This window comes from Amycolatopsis sp. NPDC043887, assembly GCF_056435665.1.
Genome location: NZ_JBWKEB010000009.1, coordinates 105,274 through 130,584, shown reverse-complemented (window position 1 = coordinate 130,584; position 25,311 = coordinate 105,274). Strand labels below are relative to the sequence as shown.

Sequence of the window (25,311 nt, the reverse complement as noted above, 5' to 3'; positions counted from 1 at the left end):
GATCGCGTTTAGCCCGCGAAACGCAGGTCCGGGCGCGTGTCGCCTTTAGCGGGCTAAACGCGACGCGGACGTACGCGAATCGGTAGGGGAGGATCGGTGCACCAGCCGCCGCAGGGGTACGGCCAAGGGCCGGGTTACGGCCCGCCACCTGGGCAGGGAGGTCAGCCGGGCTACGGGCAGCAGCCGGGTTACGGCCCGCCGCCCGGGTACGGTCCGCCCGGGTACGGTCCGCCGCCCAAGAAGAAAAAGACCGGGCTGATCGTCGGCCTGATCGTGGGCGGCGTCGTGCTACTCGGGCTGGGCATCCCTGGCGGCATCTTCGCGTCCGAGTACTACTCGTCGGTCGGCAAGGCACCGGTCTCGCAGCAGCCGCCCGCCGAGTGCTCCCTCTCCCCGGAGACCCTGAACAAGACGTTCACCAGCAGCTTCCAGGGCGTCCGCGACAACGAGTTCAAAGCGGGCGAGATAGTCACCAAGCAGCAAGGCTGTTCCTGGCTGCCGCCGGAGAGCGACAACGTCCACGACCGCGCCCTCCAGGTGATGGTGTACCGCTACGAGGGGCCGGACGCAGAGAAGCGCGCGTCGGAGTCTTCCACCGGGTCGGCCGCGCCGTCCGAGCGTCAGCAGCAGGTGCAGGGCATCGGGGAGAAGGCGGTTCTCGTCTCCCTCGACACCGACAGCGCCTTCAGCGGCGCGGAGCTGCGGGTCACCCAGGGCGTGTACGTCGTCATCGTCACCTACAAAGGATGGGACAAAGGGTTCTTCACGAACTCGCCGATCCCGCCCGCGGAGTCCGCCGAAGTGGCGAAGTCCGTGGGCGCCGAGCTCGTGAAGAACCTGCCCCGCTAGGCGTACAGGTCGTTCAGCCAGGCCGTCCACGCCTTCGCAGCCGCGTCCGCGTCGGCGTCTTCGGCGAACAGGTGGTGCCCGATGCCGACAGGCCAGCCCCAGACGTTCCGGCCGTAGAAGCGGTACAGCGCGTCTTCGGTCCGGACGCCGATGAAGGCCGGTGTCAGGTAGTCGACGACGCCCTCGACGCCGGGGACATCGAGATACACCCGGTCGCCCACGGCCTTCGCGCCTATCACCGCCCGGACCGCCTCGAACGCCTTCGGAGCCTTCGACGCTTCGGGGGCGTCGGCCTTGAAGTACTTCGCCTGACGCCGGTTGAAGTGCTTCAGGTACTCGCCCAGCGAGTGGTAGTAGAACGACGTGTGCTGTCGGCACGCGTCGTATTCGACGTCCCAGTCGTCGAGGACGGTGGTGTGTTCGTAGCGCAGATACGTGCCCCCGTCCTTCGGTTCGAGGACGTATTCGAGCGTGTTGAACCAGCCGCTCTCGTCTTCCGCGTAGGTGACGAAGCGCTGTGAAGGCTTCCAGACGGTGACCATGCCGCCGTCGGGGGTGAGGCCGGACTCGGCGCCGCCGTCGCGGGGTTCGTACTGGATCGGCCAGAGCCAGCCGCCGCTGCCCGTGGTGATCGCGGCCCAGGTGTCCGCGGGTGTGGTGGGGAGGAAGCCCTCGAAGCGGACCTCGGATTCCTTCGCCATTTCTGTCCCTCTCTCGCTGCCTTTACAAGAGCGACGCCTGGCCAGGGGCGCTTTCGACAACCGGATCGCGTTTAGCCCGCTAAAGTTGATGTGATGCATGTCACATTCTGGAGTGTCGAAGTGCGCCGGGCAGCGGCGTCCCTGGGGAGTCCGCGAAGACAACGACCCGAGGAGAGCGACATGCGGCAGAACACGATCGACGAGATCCTGAACCGCCCACTCAGCCAGGAACTCCTGGCCCGTGACCTGGCCCGCCTGGCCTACACCGCGCTCGACGGCACGCCGCGCGCGATCCCGATCGGCATCCACTGGAACGGCACGGAGATCGTCATGTGCACCTCGACGAACGCCCCGAAGCTGCCGGCGCTGCGCCGCAGCCCCGCCGTCGCGCTGACGATCGACACCGAATCGCACCCGCCGAAGATCCTGCTCCTGCGTGGCACCGTCGAACTGGATTACGTCGACGGCATCCCCGATGAGTACCTCCAGTGGAACGGCACCTACGAGATGACGCCCGAGCAGCGGGTCGAATGGGAGGAAAACGTGCGGTCGCTCTACGACGGCATGGTCCGCATCGTGCTGACCCCGACCTGGGTCAAGCTCATCGACTTCGAGACCGCCCTGCCTTCCGCCGTCGAGGAGCTCATCCGCCGGAAGAGTGCCTGAACATGACACTCAAGAAGCTGGAACACGTCGGTGTCGTGGTCCACGATCTCGACGCGGCCAAGGCGTTCTTCACCGCGCTCGGTCTCGAACTGGAAGGCGAAGCGTCGCTCAAGGGCGACACGGTCGCCGGACGGTCACGGCTGCCTGGAACTGATCAAATACCACACGCCGGAGGGGCCGGAAGCCGATCCGCGCGCCGATGAACACACCCGGCATCCGCCACTTCGTGTTCTCGGTGGAGGACATCGACGACGTCCTCGATCGCTTGCGGCCGCATGGCGGCACGCTCGTCGGCGAGCTGGTGCGGTACGAGGACAGCTACCGGCTCTGCTACGTCCGCGGTCCGGAGGGGATCGTCGTCGAGCTGGCGGAAGAGCTCGTACGCCGGGAAGCGTAGACGAGAAGCCGCGTCTCGACGGATTCCCGCGAAGCCTTGCGCTGTCAGCATTTCCACCATGACCTTGACAGGAATCCTGGCCGCCGCGCTGATCGTCACCGGCGCGCCCGCCATCGTGACGGACGACGTCCGCGTGCGCACCGGGGCGATCGACGGCGCCCGGTACCGGGTCGAGGTGCCGTCGAACTGGAACGGCAAATTGCTGCTGTACAACCACGGCATCTACCCGCCGGGCTACGTGCCCGAGGAGATCGAGCTCGCCAACCGGGAGGAGGCGAAACCCGTTCTCCTCGGCGAGGGTTATGCGCTGGCCGCGTCGCTCTACAGCAAGCCGCACGGTTTCTCGGCCCGCGAAGCCGTTCACGACCAGACGGCGCTGCTGTCCTGGTTCGACCACGCCTTCGGACGTCCGGAGCAGGTGCTCACCTGGGGAGCTTCCGGCGGCGGGCTCAACGCGGTCCTGCTGTCCGAGCGGCTTCCGCGCCGGATCGACGGCGTGCTGGCGATGTGCGGTCCCGTCGCGGGCGGGTCCGCGGTGTTCGGCCAGGCGCTCGACCTGGGGTTCGCGGTCCGGACGCTGCTGGCGCCGGAACTGGAGGTCGCCCGCATCGCCGACCCGCGGGCGAACCTCGCGAAAGCCCGTCAGGTGGTCGCGACGGCGCTGGAATCACCCGATGGACGGGCGCGGCTCGCCCTCGCCAACGCGTTCGCCGACGTCCCCGGCTGGTCGACGGCGCATCATCCCCGATCCACCGATGTCGCCGCACAGATCCGCCAGCAGACGGAATTCGTTCTGGCCGTCTACGACCAGCTGTCCTGGGGCGCGCACCGAGCTGATCTGGAGGTGCGGGCGGGCGGGAACCCGACCGGGAACACCGGAGTGGACTACCGTGACATGCTCGCCCGGTCCAGTGAACGTGACCTGGTGAAACAGGCTTACCGTGAGGCAGGCCTGGACCTCGGCGCCGACTTGGCCGCGCTTGCCGAAGCGCCCCGGGTCAAGGCCGACAACGCCGCCTCCCGATGGCTCACCCGCGTCGGGACGCCGACAGGACGTGGCCGTCCGCCCGTCGTCACGCTGCATCCGATCGGCGACGGCGTCGCCCCCGAACACGAGCGGACCTACGGCGACCGTGTCGATTCCGGCCTGATCCGGCAGCTGTTCGTGAACCGGGGCGGCCACTGCCAGCACACCGCCGCCGAGGAACTGACGGCGTTGCGCGTGCTGCGGGACCGCGTCGAGACCGGCCGCTGGCCGTCGATGTCACCCGAGCGGTTGAACGCCGAGGCGAACCGGTTCGGCCCGGAGTTCCGCTTCCTCTATGACTGGCTGCACGGTGAAGGGGGTACCGCCGCACCCGCGTTCCGGCGGTACCACCCGGCTCCGCTTCCTCGCTAGGGCTGAGCGCGGAACCGGTCCGTCGCCGCCAGCAACGCGGCCAGGATGCCGGGCTCGTCGTACACGTGCCCGGCATCCGGCACGATCACCAGTTCCGACTCCGGCCACGCCTTGTGCAGGTCCCACGCGGAAACCGCGGGCGTGGCGAGGTCGTACCGCCCCTGCACGATCACGCCGGGAATGTCCTTCAGCACGGCGGCGTTTCGGATCAGCTGTCCCTCTTCGAGCCACCCGTTGTGCACGAAATAGTGGTTCTCGATGCGCGCGAACGCCAGCGCGTACTCCGGCACGGCGAAATCCGCCACCAGTTCGGGCCGGGGGAGCAGCGTCCCCGTCGCGCCCTCCCAGGTACTCCACGCGACGGCGGCGGGCCCGTGCACCGCGGGGTCGGGGTCGGCGAGCAGCTTCGCGTACAGCTCGACGGGATCGCCGTCGAGCCCGGCGATCGGCGCCGTGAACTTCTCCCACAGATCCGGGAAGACGTTCGCCGCGCCACCCCGGTAGTACCAGTCCACTTCGGACGAACGCAGCGTGAACACCCCGCGCAGCACCAGCTCCGACACCCGTTCCGGATGCTTCTCGGCGTACGCCAACGCCAGCGTCGACCCCCAGGACCCGCCGAACACCTGCCACCGCGAGATGTCCAGCGACTCCCGCAGGCGTTCCATGTCGTCGACGAGATGCCAGGTCGTGTTCGACGAAAGATCACCCGACACCGAAGCGTGCGGCAGCGACCGCCCGCACCCGCGCTGGTCGAACAGGATGATCCGATAGGCGGACGGGTCGAACAGCCGGCGGTGCGACGGTGAGCAGCCGCCGCCGGGCCCGCCGTGCAGGAACACCACGGGCTTGCCGTCGGGGTTCCCGCATTCCTCCCAGTACACGAGGTTGCCGTCTCTGGTGTCCAGGTGGCCTGACGCGTGGGGCTCGATCTCCGGGTACATGGGCCTATCGTCGGACACGCGGCGCGGTTCACGGAGAGACAGGGCTGTCCGCCCGGCGGCCGACCCCGGCTCGCTTGACAACCGCTGCGCCACCCGGTCTACTGGAGTCATCGAACAAGCGTTCGAAGTGCCGCCTTCCCCGTGGCACGCCGGTGCCGTCCACAAAGGACGGTCTAGGTGTCGTGGGGAGGCGAGGTCCGGTGACAGCGGAGGTGGTCGAGGCGCGGGCCTTGCCGTTGGCGAGGCTGGCGGCTTTGCCAGGTGTGAGCACGGCCAGTGGCGTGGCTTCCGCGGCCGAACACGCGAGGACGACGGGAAGGGTGCTCCCGGTGTCCCCGGCGTTGTCCGGTCTGCTGCCCGCCGCGGGGCTCCGGCGCGGGAGCACCGTTTCGGTGCTGGGGTCCACGTCACTGATGCTCACCCTGCTGGCCGCCGCGACCGCCGGCGGTGCGTGGGCGGTCGCGGTCGGCCTGCCCGCGCTCGGGGTGGTCGCCGCCGCGGAACTCGGGGTCGAGGTGGGCAGGCTGGCGCTGGTCCCCCGTCCCGGTGCCGAGTTCCCGGCGGTGACCGCGGCCCTGCTCGACGGCTTCGACCTCGTGGTCGTCGGTCCGGGGCTCGCCCGGCCCGAGGTGGCGAGAAAGCTGTCCGCCCGCGCGCGCAACCGTGGTTCGGTGCTGCTTTCGCTGGGCTCCTGGCCCGGTGCGGAGGTCGAACTGAGCTGCCGTCGCTCGCGCTGGACGGGCTTCGAGGGCGGTGGCGCGGGCTACCTGCGCACCCGTGAGGTGGAGGTACGGGCGGGTGGCCGGGGTGCGGCCGCCCGGCCGATGTCGGCCTTGCTGCGATTTCCCGGCCAGGGCGAGGTCGAGCGGGCCGACTTCCCCGCGACCAGGTGGGGGACGGCGTGAACCCACCCGTGCGCATGCTGGTGCTGTGGTGCCCGGACTGGCCCGCGGTCGCCGCCGCGGCCGTCGCGGGCGAACCCGTCGGCCGCCCCGCCGCGGTCTTCTCGGCGAACCGCGTGGTCGCCTGCACCGCGGTGGCCAGGGGATACGGCGTCCGCCGCGGGATGCGGCGGCGCGAGGCCCAGTCCTGCTGTCCGGAGCTGGCGGTCTTCGGCGAGGACGACGGTCGTGACGCCCGGCTCTTCGAGTCCGTCGCACGGGCGGTGGAGGAGCTGGCTGTCGGTGTCGAGGTGGTACGCCCGGGGATCGTCGCCGTCCCGGTCGACGGCGCGGCCGGTTACTTCGGTGGTGAGCACGGCCTTCTCGAAAGACTCGTGGACGAGGTGTCCGTGGCGGCGGGAGTGGAAAGTCAGGTCGGCGTCGCCGACGGCCTGTTCGCCGCGACGCTCGCCGCCCGCCGTTCGACGCTGGTCGAACCCGGTGGCACGGCGGAATTCCTGGCCCCGTTGCCCATCCGCGAGCTCGATCAGCCCGAGGCGGGCCGCGCCGAGCTGGTCACCTTGCTCAAACAGCTCGGCCTGCACACGCTGGGCGCCTTCGCGGCGCTCGACGAAAGCGACGTCTCCGCGCGCTTCGGGGCGGAGGGTGTGCTCGCGCATCGGCTGGCGCGAGGACGGTCCGAACGTCCGCCGTCGCGTCGACGGCCGCCACCGGAACTCTCCCTGGAGAAGGCGTTCGACCCGCCGATCGACCGGGTCGACGCCGCCGCTTTCGTGGCGAAAGGACTCGGCGAACGCTTCCACGCCGGGCTCGCCGCGCACGGGCTGGCCTGCACCCGGCTCGGCATCTACGCCACCACCGAGACCGGCGAACAACTCGGCCGGGTGTGGCGCTGCGCCGAACCGCTGACCCCGCTCGGTGTCGCGGACAGGGTGCGCTGGCAGTTCGAAGGCTGGCTGAAGGCCAAGGAGCGCCCCAATTCCGGCGTCGTGCGGTTGCGGCTGGAGCCGGAGGAGACGGTCGAAGGGCGGTCGCTGCAGCTCGGGTTGTGGCAGGCGGGCGCGACGGGTGTGCTGCGTCCGTCCACAGAGGACGAAGACCTGTCCGGTGAACGTGCCGGCCGCGCGCTGGTGCGGGTGCAGGGATTGCTCGGCCCGGAGAGCGTCTTCACCGCGGTGCTCGACGGAGGTCGCGATCCCGCCGAGCGAGTCCGGCTGGTGCCGTGGGGAGACCGGCGCGAGAAATCGGCGCAGGCGAACGCGAACTGGGCAGGGCGGCTCCCGTCGCCCTCACCGGCGACGGTGTTCGCCCGCCCGGTATCCGCTCAGGTGCTGGACGAGAATGGACGCGTCGTGGAGATCACCGCGCGGCGCCGGGTGACCGCCGCTCCGTTCCTCGTGAGTTTCGAGGGTGGTGAGCCGCGCGAGGTGATCGCCTGGGCGGGGCCGTGGTTCGTCGGTGTCCGGGCCGGCGCGGGGCACGCCCGGTCGGGGACCCGGATGCGGGTGCAGGTGCTGCTGGCAGACGGGCAGGACGCCGAAGAGGCGGTGCTGCTGCGCTTCGAGCACCACAAGAATCCGATGTGGACACTGGAAGGGAAGTACGACTGACCATGGACGAGGAGTACACGCGGCTGGTGCGACGCTGGCTGGAGGAACCGGCCATCCCGGTGCAACGTGCCGAGTTGGACACCGCCTGGGCGGCCTGCGTCCCGCGCGCGGAAGTGTTCGTCCCCGCGCCGAGAATCTCGACCGAGAACCGGTGACCGATGGGCTGGAACAACCCTCCGCGGCCATGGAAGGACCTCGCCCGCGAGCTCGCGGGCGAGGTGCCGTCCGGCGACGGCGGGGACAGCCCCGCCTGGAGTGCCAAACGGCAGGGTTATCAGCCGCCCGCGGATCTGACCGGGCTGATCGGTGACGACGACGGCGCCACCGCGCACCGGGTGCCGTACGCCGAACTGCACTGCCATTCGAACTTCAGCTTCCTGGACGGGGCGAGTCATCCCGAGGAGCTGGTGGAGGAAGCGGCGCGGCTGGGCCTGGACGCGATCGCGCTCACCGATCACGACGGCATGTACGGAGTGGTGCGCTTCGCCGAAGCGGCGAGGGAGCTGGGCGTGCACACCGTCTTCGGCACGGAGCTCAGTTTCGGCCTTTCGGGGCCGCAGAACGGGTCCGCCGACCCCGAGGGCGAGCATCTGCTCCTGCTGGCCAAGCAACAGGACGGGTACCTGAGCCTGAACCGGGCGATCACCGCCGGCCAGCTGTACGGCTTCGACAGGCAGTCGTTGTCCCCCAAGGAAAGGGCGGAGAAGGGCAGGCCGGTCTACGACCTGCGCGCGGTCGCCGAAGAGGTACGCGGGAAGTGTGTGGTGCTCACCGGTTGCCGCAAGGGCGCGGTGCGCAAAGCGCTCGTCACCGAAGGCCCCGCCGCGGCCGTCGTGCGGCTGAAGGAACTCATCGACTGCTTCGGCCGGGAGAACGTCTACGTCGAGCTCATCGACCACAGCCTTCCCTTGGACAGCACGCACAATGATCTGCTGAGCGAGATGGCCGACGAGTTCGGCCTGCCGACGGTGGCGACCACGGCCGCGCACTACGCCCGGCCGGAGCGGGCTCCGCTCGCCGACGCGCTCAGCGCCATCCGCGCCCGGCGAGGCTTGGAGGACATGGAGGGCTGGCTGCCCGCCGCGGGGACGGCGTTCCTGCGGTCGGGGGAGGAGATGGCCGAGATCTTCGCGCGGTACCCGGGCGCGGTGCAGCGGGCGGCGCTGCTCGGCCGGGAATGCGCGTTCGAACTCCACCACATCGAGCCGAAGCTGCCACCGTTCGACGTTCCGGAAGGCCACACCGAAGCGTCCTACTTGCGGTACCTCACCGAGAAAGGCGCGGAGGAGCACGAGAAGAACAAGGACGAGGAGTACCGCGAAAAAGCCAGGAAGCTGATCGACCACGAACTGGACATCATCGAAGAACTGGGCTTTCCCGGCTACTTCCTGATCGTCTGGGACATCGTGAACTTCTGCCGGGCCAACAAGATCCTCTGCCAGGGCCGGGGATCGGCCGCGAATTCGGCGGTCTGTTACGCGCTCGGCATCACCAAGGTCGACGCCGTGCGCTACGGCCTGCTCTTCGAACGCTTCCTCGCCCCGGATCGCGACGGTTACCCGGACATCGACCTCGACATCGAATCCGATCGCCGCGAGGAGGCGATCCAGTACGTCTACGAGAAATACGGGCGGCTGAACACCGCGCAGGTCGCGAACGTGATCACCTACCGGGCCCGGTCCGCGGTCCGGGACGCGGCGCGGGCACTCGGGTACTCGCCAGGCCAGCAGGACGCGTGGAGCAAGCAGATCGACCGCTGGGGGGCGTTGCGCGCCACGGAGAAGGACCACGATCACGACATCCCCGAGGAGGTCGTGGAACTCGCCTGCGCGCTCGAAGACTTCCCACGGCATCTGGGCATCCATTCCGGCGGGATGGTGATCTGCCGTCAGCCGGTGAGCGAGGTCGTCCCGATCGAATGGGCCCGCATGGAGAACCGCAGTGTCGTGCAGTGGGAGAAGGACGACTGTGCTGCGGCGGGGCTGGTCAAATTCGATCTGCTCGGCCTCGGAATGTTGTCGGCCCTGCATTATATGATCGATCTGGTTCGTGACCACAAAGGGGAAGAGGTCGACATCTCCGAATTGGATCTCAAGGATCAGAACATCTACGAAATGCTCTGCCGCGCCGATGCGATCGGTGTCTTCCAGGTGGAGAGCCGTGCGCAGCTGGCCACGCTTCCTCGCTTGCTTCCCAAGACGTTCTACGATCTGGCGGTCGAGGTCGCGCTCATTCGCCCCGGCCCGATCCAGGGTGGTTCGGTGCATCCCTACATCCGGCGAAAGAACGGCCAGGAGAAATGGGATTTCGACCATCCGAAACTGGCCAACGCGCTGGGAAAGACCCTCGGTGTCCCGTTGTTCCAGGAACAGATGATGCAGATCGCCCTCGATATCGCCGATTTCACGCCGGCGGAGGCGGATCAGTTGCGCCATGCCATGGGGGCGAAACGTTCCGAACAGAAGATGGAGCGGCTCAAACGGCGCTTCCTCGAAGGCGCCGCGAAGAACGACATCGAGGACGAGCTGGCCGAGAAGATCTTCGGCAAGCTCAAGGCGTTCGCGAATTTCGGCTTCCCGGAGAGTCACGCGCTGAGTTTCGCCCTGCTGGTGTTCGCGAGCGCGTACTTCAAGTACTACCATCCGGACGCGTTCCTGGCGGGTTTGCTGCGCGCGCAGCCGATGGGGTTCTACTCGCCGCAGTCGCTGGTGGCCGACGCGCGGCGGCACGGGGTGCGGGTGCTCGGCCCGGACATCAACGCGAGTCTTCCGCACGCGACGCTGGAACCCTTGCCGGAAGGGGGAGAACTGCTCGCGGTGCGGGGTGGTCTTTCCACGGTGCGGATGATCGGCGAGAACCTGGCGAAGAAGATCGTCGAGGAGCGGGAACGCGGCGGCCCGTTCGCGGATCTGTCCGAGGTCGCCCGGCGGGTGCGGCTGACCAAACCGCAGGTCGAGGCGCTGGCCGCGGCCGGTGCCTTCGGGTGTTTCGGCGAGAACAGGCGAAGCGCGCTCTGGGCGGCGGGCGCGGTCGCCGACGAAAGCCCGGAGAAACTGCCGGGACTCATCACCGGGGCCAAGGCGCCGATGTTGCCGGGGATGGACGAAATCGACATCGCGGCCGCGGACGTCTGGGCCACCGGAGTGTCGCCGGACAGCTTCCCGACCCAGTTCATCCGGGAGCACCTCGACGAACTCGGCGTCGTCACGGCGGCGGGCCTGCGCGGGATCCCGCACGGCGCGCGGGTGCTGACCGGCGGCGCGGTGACCCATCGCCAGCGGCCGGCGACCGCGGGCGGCGTCACCTTCATGAACCTCGAGGACGAGACGGGGATGATCAACGTCATCTGCACGATGGGGGTGTGGCAGCGCTATCACCGGGTCGCCCGCGGCAGTCCCGCGCTGCTGGTCCGGGGCGTGGTCGAGCGCACGGGCGAGGTGGTGAACGTCCTCGCCGAACAGATCCGGCATCTGCCGCTACGGATCACCGCCAAGTCCCGTGACTTCCACTGAACCCTCTTGACGATCATAAGAGGGGCGTGCTGAAGTTGATCCAGCGTCGCAGTGCACCCGGCAAAGAGACCGTCGCGGGCATGGAGGCGCCGGACCATGGGAAATCATGGAAACCCCTTCTCGAACGGACGGCCGGTTGACGGCGTTCGGAAATCAACTCGTTCAGGTTCACAACTGGCTGCGTGAAGAGCTGGCCGCACTGCACGACGACCTCGAATCGGTCGCGGTCGGGCGCGCGGAGCGGCTGCGCGATCTCCGGGCTCATTGCCTCACCTTCTGCTCGGCGCTGACCAGGCATCACACCGGGGAAGACGGTGGCGCTTTCCTTGTGCTGGCGGAGAAATTCCCCGAATTGCGGCCGTCGCTCGAAGAGCTCGCGCACGACCACGAGGTCATGACCGGGATCATCGAACGGCTCGAAGAGCTGGTCGCCGGTGTCGGCCCTGGGTCGAGTGAGGCCGAGATCCTGCACGTCCAACGGGAACTGGACGGCCTCACGGCGATCATGGAGACGCATTTCCGCTACGAAGAGAAGCGGATCGTCGAGGTGCTCAACTCGCTGGACATGCCGGAGTGGCAGGAGTCGAAGCCGCCTTTCCTGCTGAAATCGCATTAGGACACGATCTGTCCTATACGGGCTCTAGCGTTCTTCTCATCGCACACGACGACTGAGGAGAACCCCGATGAGCAACCCGATCCCCGATGGCTACCACTCGGTCACCCCGTGGATCATCTCGCGCGACACCGCGAGCGTGATCGACTTCTTGAAGCGGGTCTTCGATGCGGAGCCGATCGGTGAACCGGTGTACGTCGAAGGCGGGAAGATCGGGCACGCCGAGGTCCGGATCGGCGACTCGGTCGTCATGCTGTTCGACTCGCGTGACGACTGGGTCGACACCCCGGCGTATCTGCGGCTCTACGTGGAGGACAGCGTGGAGACGCAGCGCCGGGCGGTCGAGGCGGGCGCCGAAGAGGTGACGAGGCAGACCGAACTCTTCTTCGGCGACCGTGTCGGTCGGGTCCGCGACCCGTTCGGCAACCTGTGGTGGATCCAGACCCGGCTGGCCGACCTCGACTATCCGGAGATGGAGCGCCGGATGAACGACCCGAAGTTCATCGAGGCCATGCGCTACGTCTCCGGCACGGAGATCATCCCCAGTCGCTGAAGTCGGTAGGGTGGCGATAGCGACGCGGAGGTGAGCCGGTGGATCGCCACCCACTCCGGGGCAACCCCGGGGAGCACGAAGACAGCGAGACAAGGCGCCCCGCGCGAGGGCGGCACGCTCCGCGTGCGAGTCCGCGCGGATGACAGGAGAAAGAGTCACCTCCGCGTCGCTCCTCGAACCCATGCCGGTCTGGCGATTCCAGGTGGCCCGTTGGGCGACCTTCGACGATTGCGCCACCGCCCTCGACCTGACGCCCGGCGAACTCTCGTGGTTCGCCGACGCGAGGAGCTGGAACAGGCGTGCGGCCGATCCGATCCGGCACTACACCTACCGCTGGATCCCGACCGCTTCGGGCGGCGTGCGGCTCATCGAGCGGCCGAAGCCGCGGATCGCCGAACTGCAACGCCGGATCGTGCGGCACGTCGTCGACGCGCTGCCGGTGCACGAGGCCGCGCACGGATTCCGGCGCGGCCGGTCACCGCTGTCGTGCGCGGCACCCCACGCCGGCCGCGAGACCGTGGTCAGGATGGACCTCGAAGGGTTCTTCCCGGCGGTGTCCGCGCGCCGGATCTCGGCGCTGCTCGCGCTCGCCGGCTATCCGCCCGCCGTGGCGGAAGCACTGGCGGGCGTGCTCACCACGGCCGTTCCGCCGGATGTCCTCGCCACCGTGTCGGGGGGACGGCGGGACCCGGCGCGCGTGCGGCTGCTGAACAACCTGGCGGCCACGCATCTTCCGCAGGGCGCGCCATCGTCGCCCGCGGTCGCGAACGCGGTCACGCACCATCTGGACCGCCGGCTCGACGGCCTCGCCCGTGCGCTGGGCGCGGTCTACACGCGGTACGCCGACGATCTGGCGTTCTCCGGGGATTCCCTGCCGCTGCACCGGTTGCTGCCAGGGGTCCGGCGGATCGTGACCGACGAGGGGTTCCGGCTCAGGGACGACAAGACGTCGATCGCCGCCGCGCACCAGCGGCAACGGGTCGCGGGACTGGTGGTCAACAGCGCGCCCGCCGCGACGCGGGCCGACTACGACGCCCTGCGCGCGCTGCTCCACAACTGCGCCCGGACCGGCCCGGAGGAGCAGAACCGGGCCGGTCATCCGGACTTCCGCGCCCATCTGCTCGGCCGGATCGGCTGGATCGCCGCGTCGTCCGAGCGCCGGGCGGCAAAGCTGCGCGACTTGTTCGACGGCATCACCTGGACGTGAGCGGGTATGCGATCCTGGACGGGTGATCGAGACCGCGGAGGACTACCGAGAAGCCGTTCTTTCCAAGCAGTGGTGGGAAAAACGCAGTTTCGTCGGCTGTGATTTCACCGAAGCCGACCTGCGCGGGCTGCGTACCCAGGGCTGCACCTTCGACCAGTGCGACTTCACCAAGGTCGACTTCGAAGGCTCGCGCCACGAGGCGTCCGCGTTCCGCTCGTGCACCTTCGATCGCAGTGTGCTGGCGAGCACGCGGTGGAGCTCCTGCTCGATGCTCGGATCGTCCTTTGTGGACTGCCGATTCCAGAAGGTCGCCTTCACCGAATGCGATCTCTCGCTGGTCTCGCTCAGCAAGGCGCGATTGTCCAAAGTGGACCTAGGTGGCCTGCGGCTACGCGAGGCGAACCTGCTCGAAGCGGACCTGACCGGCGCCGACCTGCGCGGTGCGGACCTCACCGGCGCCCGGCTGGCGGGCGCGAAACTCGAGGGCGCGGACCTGCGCGGCGCGCGGCTCGACGCCAACGGCCTGGTGCAGGCGAACCTCTCCGGTGTCCACGTGGACACCGAGACCGCGATCGCCTACGCCGCCGCGCACGGCCTCGTCATCCACTGACCCCAGATGCAATGAAGGGGCCTTTCATCGCAAAATTTGCGATGAAAGGCCCCTTCATTGCAGAACGCCCTAGTCGATCGGCGGTTCGCCCGGGTCCAGCTCGATGAGGTCGCCCTCGGCGAGCAGCTCCTCGATGGACGCCGGCAGCAGGTACGCGGACCCGCCGCCGGGCTGGTTGAACCACGGGATCGCGACACCGGCGAGGGCTTCGAGCGGACGCTGCACGCGATAGACGTGGTACGGCCGGTTCACCCACTCCGGCACGAGCGAGCGCTCCTCGAACGGCGTCCCGGCCGCGTAGGTCAGGTTGCCGTTCGGGCCGCCGAAGCGGTCCAGCTCGCTGCCCGCGGGCAGCTCACGCAGCTCCTTGCCGCGGAACAGCGTCAGCGGCGGCTCACCGTTGAGCGGCGAGATCGGCCAGTTCTGCTTGGCGTCTGGCGCCCCGGCGGCGTTCGCCGCCGCGGGCGGACGGGCCAGCTCCTCGCGCCGCATCGGCGGCGGAGGCGGCGTCACCGGCGGCTCGCGCCGCGGCGGCGCGGGCGGCGGGCTCGCCAGCACCGGGTTCGGCCGCGCCGGGGGTGCGGGCGGGACCGGCGCGGGGGCGGGCTCGTCGTCCAAATCGTCCCCGAGCAGCTCTTCGGCCGTCGTGAACGCGGTCTGTTCCTGTGCCGGGATCGACTCCCGCGGCGGCACCGGATGCGAACCGGTGGCGATCTCGGGGGACAGCGTCGCCAGCACGGGCGGCGCCGGAGGCTCCTCGACGGGTTCCTCTTCGACGGCGGGCTGCTCCGCGGGAGGCGGAGCGCCGTTCGGGTTCAGCAGGACCTTGCCGAGCATGAACGCGGCCGCGTCCTCGGCGTCACCGAACACCGCCGGATTGGCCAGCTTCCCGTCGTACCAGCCGACCCGCCAGCCGCCGCCGTCGACCTGCTCGACGCTCCAGCCGTGCTTGGCGGGCGAGCCGATGCGGTAGACGTCGCCGGGCACGTCGAGTTCGTCGAACTTCGCCTGCAACTCGTTCAGCACCGGCTCGGTGTGCTCGACGCGGCGCGGTTCGGGCTCGGGGCGGACCTCGGGCGCGGGCGGCGGGGCGTCGACCTGCGTGACCTCGGTGTCCGACGGCGGGGGTGCCACGTTCGGCTCCGCGTCGTGCGTGAGGAGAGGCAGCTCGGGACCGGCGTCGGCCTGCTCGACCGGCGTGTAACCGGTCGTCGTCTCCTCTTCGGGGGGCGCGTACGGCTGGTCTTCCTCCTGCCGGGCGTACGCGTCCTGCTCTTCCTCGACCGGCGGCCGCTCATAGGCGTCGGCCTGCGGGACCCGCGCGTACGTGGTGGCCTCCGGGTCGGCCCGAGGTTCCGGCTCGGGATCGGTGCCCTGCCGGTCCTCGTCGGCGAAGACGTCCTGTTCGGACTCGTGGAACCGCGCCTCGTCGTGCGCGTACGGGTCTTCGTAACCGGCTTCGTACTGCTGCTCGGCGGCGGCTTCGTGGAAGTCCTGCGCCTGGTAGTCCTGGGTGTCGTAGTCGTCTTCGTACCGCTGGGCCTGCTCGGCCTGGTCCGGGACACCTGTCTCCGCGGAGGGGACGGCCGCGGCCGCGGCGACCGGAGCGGCGGCCGCGGCGGCCACCGCTGCCTGGTCCGGACCCTGCTGGTGCGGCGGCGGGACGGGCGGCTGGGCGGCGGCCTGGTTCGGACCGGGGCCCGCGGGACCACCGGGTCCGGCCTGACCGGGCGCGGCCTGCTGCGGGGGCGGCACCGGGCCGTTCTGCGGCGGACCCTGCGGAGGCGGGCCCGCGGGCGAGCCGTTGGTGGGGCCACCCGGCCCGCCGGGCCCACCCGGACCGTTGGGGCGCTGCTGCGGAGGCTGATTCCCCCGGGTGAGGTACCCCGCCGCGGCCTGCAGCGTCGGGCCGTCGACCTCGGGCAGCGTGAAGTCGTTCTGCCGGACGTGCTCGATCAGGTCGAGCTCCGGGGAGACGCCGTACTGGCGCAGGTAGAAGTTCACGGCGGCGGGCCAGATCCACTGCCCGTCGCTGTGGAAGGCGACCGGGACGGTGGCCTCGGGGGTCTGCGCGAGCCGGTCGATGTCGTAGCCGCGTTCGGTGACCACCAGCGGTGCGTGGTCGAGGTACTCGAGCAGCCTGTCCTGCTCCTCGATCTCCAGGTCGGGCCGGTTGATCACCGGACGCCCGGCCGGGCCGATCGTGTCGAAGATGCGGGCGATGCGGAAATGCGGTCCGGGCTGCTCGGGGCCGAGGCCGGACATGCGCCGGATCAGCCATTCGGGCACGTTCTCCTCGGAACGGGGGAACATGCGCAGTTCGTCGGAGAGCGCCTGCGGAGGCGGCGCGAGGCGCCACTGCGGCTCGTCGCGGTTGTATTCGAGGTTGTAGCTGGACGGGTGGTCGAGCTGGTAGCGGGCGTTGAACCAGGTGCCGCGCCCGTCGCGATACATCCCGGCACGGAGCCTGCCGAACAGTGTCGCGATGTCGTGCGTCGCGACCCATTCGTGCGAGCTGCCGTCCTCGGTGATGATCTCCCCGGTCATCTCGTGGTACCTGCCGACGGCTCGGTACTCGGCGGTCACCTTCCGCCAATCACGCGGAGCGGCCCGCAGCAGGGCGAGGCCGATCTGTTTGACCAGGGTGTCCTGCTCGGTCGCGTTCAACTGAGTCGTCGGTTGTGCCACGGTCACATTTTGACCGTATCCGCGCTCGCGTGCACCCCGCATGTGGGTTTTGCCGCTATTGACTCCTCGGAAGACGCCCTGACCTGGTGCCGGGTCACTCACCCGGGATACTGACCGAGTGAACCGAATCGCCGACGCGACCCTGAAGGACGAGGACTGATGGCGGTGGCCGGACAACGGCGTGACCGTGGGGCACTGCTCCATCACCTGCCGTTCCTGCTGGTGATGCTGGTGGTGGCGGTCGCCGCCCTCCGGATCGGCCAGTACCACTGGCGGCAGGGGGCCGCGCTGATCGGCGGCGCGTTGCTGCTCGCCGGCCTGCTCCGGGCGGTACTGCCCGAGGCGAAGGCCGGACTGCTGGCGATCCGGAGCAAACCGGTCGACGTCCTGACCTACGGCGCGCTTTCCGTCTTGATCCTGTTCATCGCCTTCACGATCACCGGCGGACCTCTGTCCTGATGCGCGTGAGGGCCCCCTTCCTCGACTGAGCCGAGGGAAGGGGGCCTTCACGCGCGTTGATGAGGTCAGGAAGCCATGGCGGGGGCGAGCCGGGCCTCGCGGCGGTCCATGCCGCCGGACACCACGGCCAGCGAGAGTCCCAGCACGGCCAGCGACGCGCCGACCCAGTTGGGCGCGACCAGGCCGAGCCCGCCCGCGATCACCAGGCCGCCCAGGTACGCGCCGATGGAGTTCGCGATGTTGAACGCCGACTGCACGGCGGCGGAGACCAGCGACGGCGTCCCGCCTGCCTTCTCCATGATCCGGGCCTGCATCATCGGGCCGATCATGAACCCGGCGAGGCCGACGAAGAAGATCGTCACCGCCGCGCCGACCTTGCCGTTCGCGGTGAAGGTGAAGATCGCCAGCACCGAAGCGAGCCCGATCAGCGAGACGTAGAGGCTCGGCATCAGCGCCTTGTCGGCGAGCCTGCCGCCGAGGTAGTTGCCGATCGTCATGCCGACCCCGGCCAGCGAGAGCAGCAGCGTGACGTCGGACGGCGAGTAGCCGGTGACGTCGGTCAGCATCGGCGCGATGTAGGACAAGCAGGCGAACACGCCGCCGAGGCCGAAGGTGACGATCGCGAGCGCGAGCCACACCTGCGGGCGGCGGAAGGCGCCGAGTTCGCCACGCAGCGACGGCTCGACCGGTTTGCCCTGGTAGGGGACCAGTTTCGCGATCGCGGCCATGGCGAGCAGGCCGATCACGGCGACGACGCCGAAGGTCGCGCGCCAGCCGACCTTCTGGCCGAGCAGCGTCCCCAGCGGCACGCCGACGACGTTGGCCAGGGTCAGGCCCATGAACATCATCGAGACGGCCTTCGCGCGTTCGCCCGGCTTGGCCAGGCTGGACGCGACGACCGCGCCGGCGCCGAAGAACGCGCCGTGCGGCAGGCCGGCGAGGAAGCGGAAGGCGACGCCGAACTCCTGGTTCGGTGAGAGCGCGAAGAGGGCGTTGCCCAGCGTGAACAGCCCCATCATCGCCAGCAGCATCGTCTTGCGCGGCAGGCGGACGGCGGCGGCGGTGAGCAGCGGGGCGCCGACCACGACGCCCAGCGCGTAGCCGGAGATGAGGTAACCGGCGGACGGGATCGACACGCCGAAGTCCGCGGCGGTTTCGGGCAGCACGCCCATCATGACGAATTCGGTGGTCCCGATGCCGAAGGCACCGATGGCGAGCGCGAGCAGCGCGACGGGCACGGCTCTCCTTCCGGGGGTCGTACTTGGGTAAACGATTACTCGCCCAGCGTCGCGGATGGGAGCTGAATCGATTTAGGTCTCGAGCACAAAAGAAGACAGCGCGTGCGGCCCCGCTGTCCTGCGTCCAGTTCAACCGATCGGGGGTGCCTTTGTCATCCCGGTTTCGGGTGAGGCTGACCACCCTCAGCGGCGGGCGGCGAGCACGCCCTGGAGCAGGCCGGGGAAGAGTTCGTCGAGATCCTTGCGGCGCAACGAGTTGTAGCGGGCGGTGCCCTGCTGGCGGCCCATGATGATGCCCGCTTCGCGCAGCGTGCGCAGGTGATGGGTGAGTGTGGACTTGGTCACGGCGACGTCGAATCCGCTGCACGAGATCTCGGTGCCGGGTTCGGCCAGCTGGCGGACCATATCGAGCCGGACCGGGTCCGCGAGCGCGGCGAGGACCGCCTCGATCCGGATCTCGTCCTGATCGGGATAGACGTACTGCTGCGTCGCGGCCATCCGTCCATAGTACGACGCCCCTCGAACTTCCGGCGAGTTCGTAGTACGGTCTCCATCGAACTACGACAACCATCGAACAACGACCCTCATGTCGCCTTTAGCGGCCTAATCGCGATCCGGCGCCGACCTGCGTTTCGCGGGCTAATCGCGATCTGAGGGGTCTGGAGCTGGGGAGTCATGACTTTCGCACCACCCAGGACCGCGGTGCTGGCGCTCGGCACGTTCGCGGTCGGCACCAGCGGCTACGTCGTCGCCGGGCTGCTGCCGGCGCTGACCGGCGAACTCGCGGTCTCCGAGACGGCCGCCGCGCAGCTGGTCACCGCCTTCGCCATCGCGTACGCGGTCGGCTCACCGCTGTTCGCCGCGGTCACCGGCCGCTGGGAGCGGCGCACGCTCCTGGTCGCCGCCCTCGTCGTCACCGCCATCGGCAACGCCCTCGCCGCCCTCGCGCCCGGCTACGTGACCCTGCTCCTCGCCCGGGTCGTCACCGCGATCGGCGCGGCGGTCTTCACCCCGGCCGCGAGCGCCGTCGCCGCCGAACTCACCTCGCCGGAACGCCGGGGCCGCGCGGTCGCCCTCGTCTTCGGCGGACTCACCGTCGCGACGATCCTGGGCGTGCCGCTCGGCAGCGTCCTTTCGCAGAGCGTCGGCTACCAGGCCGTCTTCGCACTCGTCGCGGCCTTCTCGCTTCTCGGTGCCTTCGCGGTCCGGCTGGTCCTGCCCGCCGTCCCGGCGCCACCCCCGGTCCGGCTGGCCGAACGGTTCACCGTCGCCAAGGATCCGCGCGTCCTCGCCATGCTCGGCGCGACCGTGCTCGGCTGCCTGGCCGCGTTCTCCGTCTACACCTTCATCTCGCCGGTCCTGTCCGCCACCGCGGGTGTCCACGGCACGACGGTCAGCCTGCTGCTGTTCGTGTACGGCGCGGGCGGCGCGCTCGGCAACGTCCTCGGCGGCCGCGCGACCGACCGCTGGGGCGCCAGGGGACCGCTGCTGGTCGTGTTCGGCGGGATCACCGTGGTGCTCGCGCTGCTGCCGCTGGTGGCGACCACCGTCGCGGGCGCGGCCGTCGTCCTCTTCCTGTGGGGTCTGGCCACCTGGTCGGTCAACCCGCCGATCCAGCACCGGCTGATCGAGCTGTCCAAACACAACGCCGGGCTCGTCCTCTCGCTCAACGCCTCCGCGATCTATCTCGGCGTCGGCCTTTCCGGCCTGGTCGGCGGAGCGGTGCTGAGCGGCGGCGGGCCGCTCCTGCTGCCCGAGATCGCGGCGGTGCTGACCGCGCTCGGCGCGGCCGTGGTCGTGGCGGGCTGGCGGAACCGCGTGCCGCGGCCCGCGTTGGCCGAGTGACGACTACTCGGCGCGGGTCTGGACTTCGCAGTCGGGGCCGGGGAACACCAGCCCTTCGTGTCCGTCCGCGAACCGGACGAGGTACGGCGGAGCACCGTGCTCGCCGCGGACCTCGAGGATCTCACCGTGTTGCTCTGCCGAGCCGACCGTGCGCCCGTGCACGTGGATCTCGTCTCCGACGGCCGCCTGCATGAGAAATCACCTCCGACGCTTACAAGGTTAGGAGTGTCGGGGTGATTCTCGCTACAGTGTCCTCATGATCCTCGAAATCCTTGGAGGCGCGACGCCTCACGTCCGGTGAGCCCGTCGATCCGGGTCCGCACGCCTTCGGAATTGCGTGCGGCCAGAAGAAGCAAAGCCCACTCCTGTTGGGGACATCTCGTCGCCGCGCCGCTGTGGCCACTGCACGGAGCGAACCTCGGCACCCTGCTGCGAACCTGTGACGCGGTGGGGGCCTGCCTCGCCGTGCCGCGGTTTCCGTGGGTGCCCGAGGCGCTGCGCCGGGGGAACACGTTGCGCCGTCCGGCTTGTGTGCACTGGGTGCACGATCCGCCGGGCTGGCTGGAGCGGGAAAGGGCGGCGGGCACGGCGATCGTCGGTGTCGAACTCGCCGACGAGGCCGTGCGTCTCGCCGATCTCGCGCCCGCACGGGGGCGGACGATCGCCGTGCTCGGCCATGAGCAGCAGGGCATTCCGCCGGACGCGCTCGACCTTCTCGACAACGTCGTCGAAATCCCCATGGTGGGCACCGGCGCGAGTCTCAACGTCGCCGTCGCCGGCAGCCTCGTCCTGTACAAATTGGCGGGACTGCTGTGACCGTCGCCGATAAGCTGCCCGGATGACCGACGTACTCGACAAAGTCGCCGGGAAAAGCGGCGAACTGGTGCTCCGCCGGGCGGGAGACGATTTCGAGGTCATCGCCAACGGCGTCTTCCTGATGGACACCCGGAACGGTGAATCCGAACGGTTGCTCGTGTCGGTGGCGGCGGACCTGGTGCCGGGCAAGGCACGCATGCTGATCGGCGGCCTCGGCGTCGGCTATTCGCTGCGCGCCGCGCTGGACCATCCCGGGGTCGGCGAGGTCGTGGTCGTCGAGCGCGAGCCCGCCGTGATCGGCTGGAACCGCGAGGGCCCGCTCAGGGACGTCCATGACGACGCCCTGTCCGACGACCGGGTCACCGTCGTCGAGGCCGATCTGGTGAAGTGGTTGCGCCGGACGGAAGAACGGTTCGACGCGCTGTGCCTCGACATCGACAACGGTCCTGAGTGGACGGTCACCGACGGGAACGCGAAGCTCTACCGGGACGAAGGCCTCGACATGCTCGCCGCACGGCTGCGGCCCGGCGGCGTGCTCGGGGTGTGGAGCGCCGAGTCGGTGTCGTCGTTCGCGAAGCGGCTCCGGGCGCGTTTCGGTGAGGTGCGCGAGCTGAAGATCCCAGTGCCGCAAGGGGAACCGGACGTGCTGTGGTTCGCGCGGGTGTAGCGGACGCCGTGCGGGTCAACGCCCGCTGGTGCGACACGGTGTGCCGGACGGGCACTTTCACCACCCGCGTCTGGAAGTCGGCGAGCCGGACACCACCGTTGTACCCCGACGCGATGACCCTGACGCCGGACGCGACGGCGGCGGAGGTGCTGGACGGGATCGACACCTCGCCGGGCTGCGCGGTCAAGGACAGTTTCGGCTACCTGGATCTTTCGCAGGCGGGCTTCGAGGTGCTCTTCGAGGCCACCTGGATCACCCGCACGGTTCGGCTGCCGCTCGAACCGGGCTGGGCCCGGGTCGGCGACCGGTTCGACGACCCGTCCGTCGCCCTGTGGTCGAACGGGGTCGCAGGGGTGACGGCCAACCGGGACGGCGACTTCGCCGGACTGTCCAATTTGTACACCCAGGGCGATCTGGACGAAGCCTGGCGCGGTGCGACCTCGGCCGTCGCGGCGAGCTTCCCCGGCTTGCCGATCACCGGCTACGAGCACGGCGAAGATCTCGACGCCGCCCTCCGCAACGGCTACACGGCCCTGGGGCCGCTGCGGGTCTGGCTGAAATGATCGCCGTATGGAGATCACGACCTGGCACCTCGAGCAGACCTCACCGGACGATCTGAGCGCCGCGAAACCGCCGGCCGTCCCGGTGACGGTCACCCGTGCCGAGCTGGTCAGCCCGGAACTGAACCGCTACCTCTACACCGCCGTCGGCGGCGACTGGTTCTGGATCGACCGGCTCGGCTGGACGTGGGCGCAGTGGGTCGAGTGGCTGGACAGGCCGGGGGTCGAGACCTGGGTGGCCTACGCGCAGGGGACGCCGTGCGGCTACTTCGAACTCGACGGCACTGTGGACGGCGAAGTCGAGCTCGCGTACTTCGGCCTGATGTCGTCCTTCGTCGGCAAGGGCGTCGGCGGGCACCTGCTGACCGTCGCACTGCGGGAGGCCTGGGCGCTCGCGGAGCGCTGGCCGGGCAAGGCGACGACGCGCCGCGTCACGGTCCACACCTGCACCACGGACGGCCCGGCCGCGCTCAAGAACTATCAGGCACGCGGCTTCCGGCTGTTCCGCACCGAGGTCGAGCAGGCCGAACTGCCCGCCGAGACACCGGGACCGTGGCCGGGAGCGGGGAGGAAGTAGCCACCGGCTCAGACCGTCTTCATCATCCCGCCGTCGATCACCAAATCCGCACCGCTCATATTGGCCACCTTGCCGGAGGCGAGGAACACCACGAGCGCCGCGATCTCGTCAGGGTCGGCGAACTCGCCGGTCGAGGTGCCGACGGTGGCGGGCAGCTGGTCCTTGAACGTGTCCAGCGTGGCACCCGCTCGCTTGGCGATCATGTCGCCGGGACCGCCGGGCGACGTCCACAGGTCGGTCCACACCGGGCCGGGCGAAATCGTGTTCACCCGCAGACCGCGGCCGCCGAACTCTTCGGCGAGCGCCTTACCGAGGTTCGACACCGAGGCCTTGACCGCGGATTGCGCGACCAGCCGTGGTTGGGGCAGCTTCGCGTTGACGGAACTGATGTTGATCACCGCGCCGCGGCGCTCCAGAAGGCTCGGCAGCGCGGCCCGCGTGGCACGGACGTTCGACATGAAAGTCACGTTGAAGGTATGCAGGAACGCCTCGTCGTCGAGCGCGAGGAATCCGCCGGGCGGCGTGGACGTGCCCGCGACATTGTTGACCAGCAGGTCGATCCCGCCGTGCTGGTCGAGAGCGTGCCGCACGACGCGGGCGGGCTCGCCGGGGTGGCCCAGATCGGCTTCGAGCGCGTCCGGCGTCAGCTCCTTCAATCCGGCGGTGACGGTGCGGCTTGCCGCAACGACCGTGAATCCGTCTTCGACCAGCGCGCGAACGATCGCCAGGCCGATCCCCTTCCGGCTCCGGTCACTACAGCGATACGCGAAGTCTCCATCGTCATAGGACGTGTCCTCCACCGCTTCAGCGGCGATAGTCGTGCTGGATCGATGTTCGCCCGGGCAAGCGACCGTCCCGGAAGTTCGTCAGCAGAGTGGGGTCAGACCGCCGTGGTGCTCGGTGGTTATTCAGCGGTCGCCTTGGCGGCTTCTTTGGCCGCTTTCTTGAAGGCACGGACTTCGGCGAGGCTTTCGGGGCTGGTGACGTCGGCGATGGAACGGCGGGAGCCGCGGTCGCCATAGGCGCCGGCGAGGGCGCGCCAGCCTTTGGGCTGGACGCCGAGTTGTTTGCCGAGGAGCGCGAGGAGGATTTTGGCTTTTGTTCGCCGTAACCGGGGAGGGCTTTGAGGCGTTTGAGGACCTCTTCGCCGTTGGGTTTCGGCCGCCCGGCCGTCCAGATCGCGGCGGTGTCGCCGTCGTAGTGCTCGATGACGTACTGGGCGAGGGTTTGGACGCGCCGGGCCATGGAGCCGCCATAGCGGTGGATGGCCGGTGGGGTGACGCAGAGTTCGACGAAGGTCTCGGTGTCGGCTTCGGCGATTTTGTGGATGTCGAAGCCGTCCATCCGGTCGGCGATCTTCTTCGGTCCGCGGAAAGCGTGTTCCATGGGGTATTGCTGATCAAGCAGGAGACCGGTCACCAGGGCGAACGGATCGTCGTTGAGCAGCTTGTCGGCGTCGGCGTCGCCGGTCAGTCGGAGCTCGTTCGGCATGGCCTCATCTTCCCGGATCAGAGGTGGCACGGCGGCTACCCGCGATGCGCGTCCTGCGCCCAGGATCTCACGACCCGGCCGATCCGCGCGTCTTCATCCTTGTGGGTCGACCAGCAGGTCCGCGGCCGCCGTGGTGATGGCGGCCGAAACCGCCGCCAGCGCGGGGGAGTCGAGTTTCCACTGCTGCCAGAACAGCGGTACGTCGATCGGGTGATCGGGGTCGAGGCAGACGAAACTGCCGTCGCGCAGCCGGTCGCCGATCTGCGCGAGTGGCACCATGCCCCAGCCCATCCCGGCCGCGACGGCGTCGAAGAACCCTTCGGATGACGGGACGTAGTGCCGCAGCCGGCTCGCGATCGTGCCGCGCTCGCGAGCGAAGCGGTCTTGGAGGTCGTCACGGCGGTCGAAGACGACGACGGGTGCTTCGGCGAGGTCGAGGTCGGTGCCGAGTGCCGGGCTCACGACGGCGAGGTAGCGCATGTGCCCGAGCCGCTGCACCGAACACCCCGCGACCGGGTCGGGTGACGACGTCACGGCGGCCATCACCAGGCCCTCCCGCAGCAGGGTCGTGGTGTGGTCCTGGTCCTCGCGATGCAGTTCGAAGCAGATCTTCTGCTCGGACGGCACCCTCGTGAGGGCGGGCAGGAACCAGGTCGCCAGCGAATCGGCGTTCACCGCGATCGGCAGCCGGACCGGCTCGTCGCCGGTGGTCAGGCCGAGTTCGGCCCGGGTGTCGGCCTCCAGCAGCGCCACCTGACGGCCGAACCGCACCACCGCCTGCCCGGATTCGGTCAGGCGCACGGGTTTCGTGCGGATCAGCAAGACACGGCCGGTGCGCTGTTCGAGCGCCTTGACGCGCTGGCTGATCGCCGACGGGGTCACGTGCAGTGCCGAGGCCGCCGCGTCGAACGTGCCTTCGTCGGCGACCACCAGCAGCGTGCGGACCAGGTCGAGAGGCAGATCTGTCATCACGAACGCTAATCTTACGTAAGAATCTTTAGTTGTAC

At 69.3% G+C, this 25,311-nt stretch carries 25 protein-coding genes and 2 pseudogenes; 18 read left to right on the top strand and 9 right to left on the bottom strand.

Annotation, left to right across the window (positions count from 1 at the left end; genetic code table 11):
• The first annotated feature begins 96 nt into the window (after positions 1 to 96).
• Positions 97 to 849: a hypothetical protein gene (locus AC069H_RS24465; RefSeq protein WP_478233938.1), complete on the top strand. Its 753-nt coding sequence runs from the start codon at positions 97 to 99 to the stop codon at positions 847 to 849.
• Here AC069H_RS24465 and AC069H_RS24460 read toward each other — a convergent pair.
• Positions 846 to 1,550: an SRPBCC family protein gene (locus AC069H_RS24460; protein WP_478233937.1), complete on the bottom strand. Its 705-nt coding sequence runs from the start codon at positions 1,548 to 1,550 to the stop codon at positions 846 to 848. The genes AC069H_RS24465 and AC069H_RS24460 overlap by 4 nt on opposite strands.
• Positions 1,551 to 1,730: 180 nt before the next feature.
• Between AC069H_RS24460 and AC069H_RS24455 the strand changes: the two genes are divergently transcribed.
• The 3 genes and pseudogenes from AC069H_RS24455 to AC069H_RS24445 all read left to right on the top strand — a co-directional run bounded on the left by AC069H_RS24455 (position 1,731) and on the right by AC069H_RS24445 (position 4,012).
• Positions 1,731 to 2,216 (top strand): pyridoxamine 5'-phosphate oxidase family protein, encoded by a 486-nt coding sequence (locus AC069H_RS24455; RefSeq protein WP_478233936.1) that lies wholly within the window; start codon positions 1,731 to 1,733, stop codon positions 2,214 to 2,216.
• Positions 2,217 to 2,218: 2 nt separating this feature from the next.
• A pseudogene (locus AC069H_RS24450) lies at positions 2,219 to 2,613 on the top strand (VOC family protein).
• Positions 2,614 to 2,671: 58 nt separating this feature from the next.
• Positions 2,672 to 4,012 carry a DUF6351 family protein gene (locus tag AC069H_RS24445; RefSeq protein ID WP_478233935.1) on the top strand — a complete coding sequence of 447 codons (1,341 nt, stop codon included), beginning with the start codon at positions 2,672 to 2,674 and terminating at the stop codon, positions 4,010 to 4,012.
• Here the strand turns inward: AC069H_RS24445 and pip are convergent.
• On the bottom strand, positions 4,009 to 4,956 hold the full coding sequence (gene pip / locus AC069H_RS24440; RefSeq protein ID WP_478225047.1) for a prolyl aminopeptidase: 948 nt from the start codon (positions 4,954 to 4,956) through the stop codon (positions 4,009 to 4,011). The genes AC069H_RS24445 and pip overlap by 4 nt on opposite strands.
• Before the next feature lie 230 nt (positions 4,957 to 5,186).
• Here pip and AC069H_RS24435 point away from each other — a divergent pair, with 230 nt between their 5' ends.
• The 8 genes from AC069H_RS24435 to AC069H_RS24400 all read left to right on the top strand — a co-directional run bounded on the left by AC069H_RS24435 (position 5,187) and on the right by AC069H_RS24400 (position 13,963).
• Positions 5,187 to 5,861: a hypothetical protein gene (locus tag AC069H_RS24435; RefSeq protein WP_478225229.1), complete on the top strand. Its 675-nt coding sequence runs from the start codon at positions 5,187 to 5,189 to the stop codon at positions 5,859 to 5,861.
• Positions 5,862 to 5,875: 14 nt separating this feature from the next.
• The gene (locus AC069H_RS24430) at positions 5,876 to 7,468 is read left to right on the top strand and encodes a DNA polymerase Y family protein (protein ID WP_478234052.1); all 1,593 of its coding nucleotides are present in this window, start codon (positions 5,876 to 5,878) and stop codon (positions 7,466 to 7,468) included.
• A 2-nt stretch (positions 7,469 to 7,470) separates the two neighbouring features.
• Positions 7,471 to 7,623 carry a hypothetical protein gene (locus AC069H_RS24425; RefSeq protein WP_478225048.1) on the top strand — a complete coding sequence of 51 codons (153 nt, stop codon included), beginning with the start codon at positions 7,471 to 7,473 and terminating at the stop codon, positions 7,621 to 7,623.
• Between the two features lie 3 nt (positions 7,624 to 7,626).
• Positions 7,627 to 10,980, top strand: coding sequence for an error-prone DNA polymerase (locus AC069H_RS24420; protein WP_478233934.1), 3,354 nt, complete (start codon positions 7,627 to 7,629; stop codon positions 10,978 to 10,980).
• Between the two features lie 106 nt (positions 10,981 to 11,086).
• Positions 11,087 to 11,596, top strand: a complete 510-nt coding sequence (locus AC069H_RS24415) for a hemerythrin domain-containing protein (protein ID WP_478233933.1) — start codon at positions 11,087 to 11,089, stop codon at positions 11,594 to 11,596.
• 67 nt (positions 11,597 to 11,663) lie between these two features.
• A complete protein-coding gene (locus AC069H_RS24410; protein WP_478233932.1) occupies positions 11,664 to 12,146 on the top strand; it encodes a VOC family protein in 483 nt (160 codons plus the stop codon).
• A 139-nt stretch (positions 12,147 to 12,285) separates the two neighbouring features.
• Complete coding sequence (locus tag AC069H_RS24405; protein WP_478233931.1) at positions 12,286 to 13,353, top strand: reverse transcriptase family protein; 1,068 nt, start codon at positions 12,286 to 12,288, stop codon at positions 13,351 to 13,353.
• Between the two features lie 22 nt (positions 13,354 to 13,375).
• On the top strand, positions 13,376 to 13,963 hold the full coding sequence (locus tag AC069H_RS24400; protein ID WP_478225052.1) for a pentapeptide repeat-containing protein: 588 nt from the start codon (positions 13,376 to 13,378) through the stop codon (positions 13,961 to 13,963).
• A 69-nt stretch (positions 13,964 to 14,032) separates the two neighbouring features.
• Here AC069H_RS24400 and AC069H_RS24395 read toward each other — a convergent pair whose 3' ends face one another.
• Positions 14,033 to 16,657 carry a TNT domain-containing protein gene (locus tag AC069H_RS24395; protein ID WP_478233930.1) on the bottom strand — a complete coding sequence of 875 codons (2,625 nt, stop codon included), beginning with the start codon at positions 16,655 to 16,657 and terminating at the stop codon, positions 14,033 to 14,035.
• A 153-nt stretch (positions 16,658 to 16,810) separates the two neighbouring features.
• Between AC069H_RS24395 and AC069H_RS24390 the strand changes: the two genes are divergently transcribed.
• A complete protein-coding gene (locus AC069H_RS24390) occupies positions 16,811 to 17,110 on the top strand; it encodes a DUF3017 domain-containing protein (RefSeq protein WP_478233929.1) in 300 nt (99 codons plus the stop codon).
• A gap of 65 nt (positions 17,111 to 17,175) precedes the next feature.
• On the opposite strand, the gene AC069H_RS24385 is transcribed toward AC069H_RS24390, so the two are convergent.
• Positions 17,176 to 18,348, bottom strand: coding sequence for an MFS transporter (locus AC069H_RS24385; protein ID WP_478233928.1), 1,173 nt, complete (start codon positions 18,346 to 18,348; stop codon positions 17,176 to 17,178).
• Between the two features lie 183 nt (positions 18,349 to 18,531).
• Positions 18,532 to 18,846, bottom strand: coding sequence for an ArsR/SmtB family transcription factor (locus tag AC069H_RS24380; RefSeq protein WP_034304518.1), 315 nt, complete (start codon positions 18,844 to 18,846; stop codon positions 18,532 to 18,534).
• 177 nt (positions 18,847 to 19,023) lie between these two features.
• Here AC069H_RS24380 and AC069H_RS24375 point away from each other — a divergent pair, with 177 nt between their 5' ends.
• The gene (locus AC069H_RS24375; protein ID WP_478225056.1) at positions 19,024 to 20,193 is read left to right on the top strand and encodes an MFS transporter; all 1,170 of its coding nucleotides are present in this window, start codon (positions 19,024 to 19,026) and stop codon (positions 20,191 to 20,193) included.
• 3 nt (positions 20,194 to 20,196) lie between these two features.
• On the opposite strand, the gene AC069H_RS24370 is transcribed toward AC069H_RS24375, so the two are convergent.
• Positions 20,197 to 20,385 carry a DUF1918 domain-containing protein gene (locus AC069H_RS24370; protein WP_478233927.1) on the bottom strand — a complete coding sequence of 63 codons (189 nt, stop codon included), beginning with the start codon at positions 20,383 to 20,385 and terminating at the stop codon, positions 20,197 to 20,199.
• Positions 20,386 to 20,490: 105 nt separating this feature from the next.
• Between AC069H_RS24370 and AC069H_RS24365 the strand changes: the two genes are divergently transcribed.
• The 4 genes from AC069H_RS24365 to AC069H_RS24350 are packed head-to-tail and all read left to right on the top strand — an operon-like array spanning position 20,491 to position 22,813.
• Complete coding sequence (locus AC069H_RS24365) at positions 20,491 to 21,009, top strand: TrmH family RNA methyltransferase (protein ID WP_478233926.1); 519 nt, start codon at positions 20,491 to 20,493, stop codon at positions 21,007 to 21,009.
• 22 nt (positions 21,010 to 21,031) lie between these two features.
• Positions 21,032 to 21,676 carry a spermine/spermidine synthase domain-containing protein gene (locus AC069H_RS24360; RefSeq protein WP_478233925.1) on the top strand — a complete coding sequence of 215 codons (645 nt, stop codon included), beginning with the start codon at positions 21,032 to 21,034 and terminating at the stop codon, positions 21,674 to 21,676.
• Positions 21,677 to 21,684: 8 nt separating this feature from the next.
• Positions 21,685 to 22,239 (top strand): hypothetical protein, encoded by a 555-nt coding sequence (locus tag AC069H_RS24355; RefSeq protein WP_478233924.1) that lies wholly within the window; start codon positions 21,685 to 21,687, stop codon positions 22,237 to 22,239.
• Between the two features lie 7 nt (positions 22,240 to 22,246).
• Entirely contained in the window at positions 22,247 to 22,813 is a 567-nt protein-coding gene (locus AC069H_RS24350; RefSeq protein ID WP_340684663.1) for a GNAT family N-acetyltransferase, read from the top strand.
• 8 nt (positions 22,814 to 22,821) lie between these two features.
• Here AC069H_RS24350 and AC069H_RS24345 read toward each other — a convergent pair whose 3' ends face one another.
• From AC069H_RS24345 to AC069H_RS24335, 3 genes and pseudogenes are all read right to left on the bottom strand, one after another.
• Positions 22,822 to 23,613, bottom strand: a complete 792-nt coding sequence (locus AC069H_RS24345) for an SDR family NAD(P)-dependent oxidoreductase (RefSeq protein ID WP_478233923.1) — start codon at positions 23,611 to 23,613, stop codon at positions 22,822 to 22,824.
• A gap of 104 nt (positions 23,614 to 23,717) precedes the next feature.
• A pseudogene (locus AC069H_RS24340) lies at positions 23,718 to 24,304 on the bottom strand (HhH-GPD-type base excision DNA repair protein).
• Positions 24,305 to 24,397: 93 nt separating this feature from the next.
• Positions 24,398 to 25,276, bottom strand: coding sequence for a LysR family transcriptional regulator ArgP (locus tag AC069H_RS24335; protein ID WP_478225063.1), 879 nt, complete (start codon positions 25,274 to 25,276; stop codon positions 24,398 to 24,400).
• Between the last annotated feature and the right edge of the window lie 35 nt (positions 25,277 to 25,311).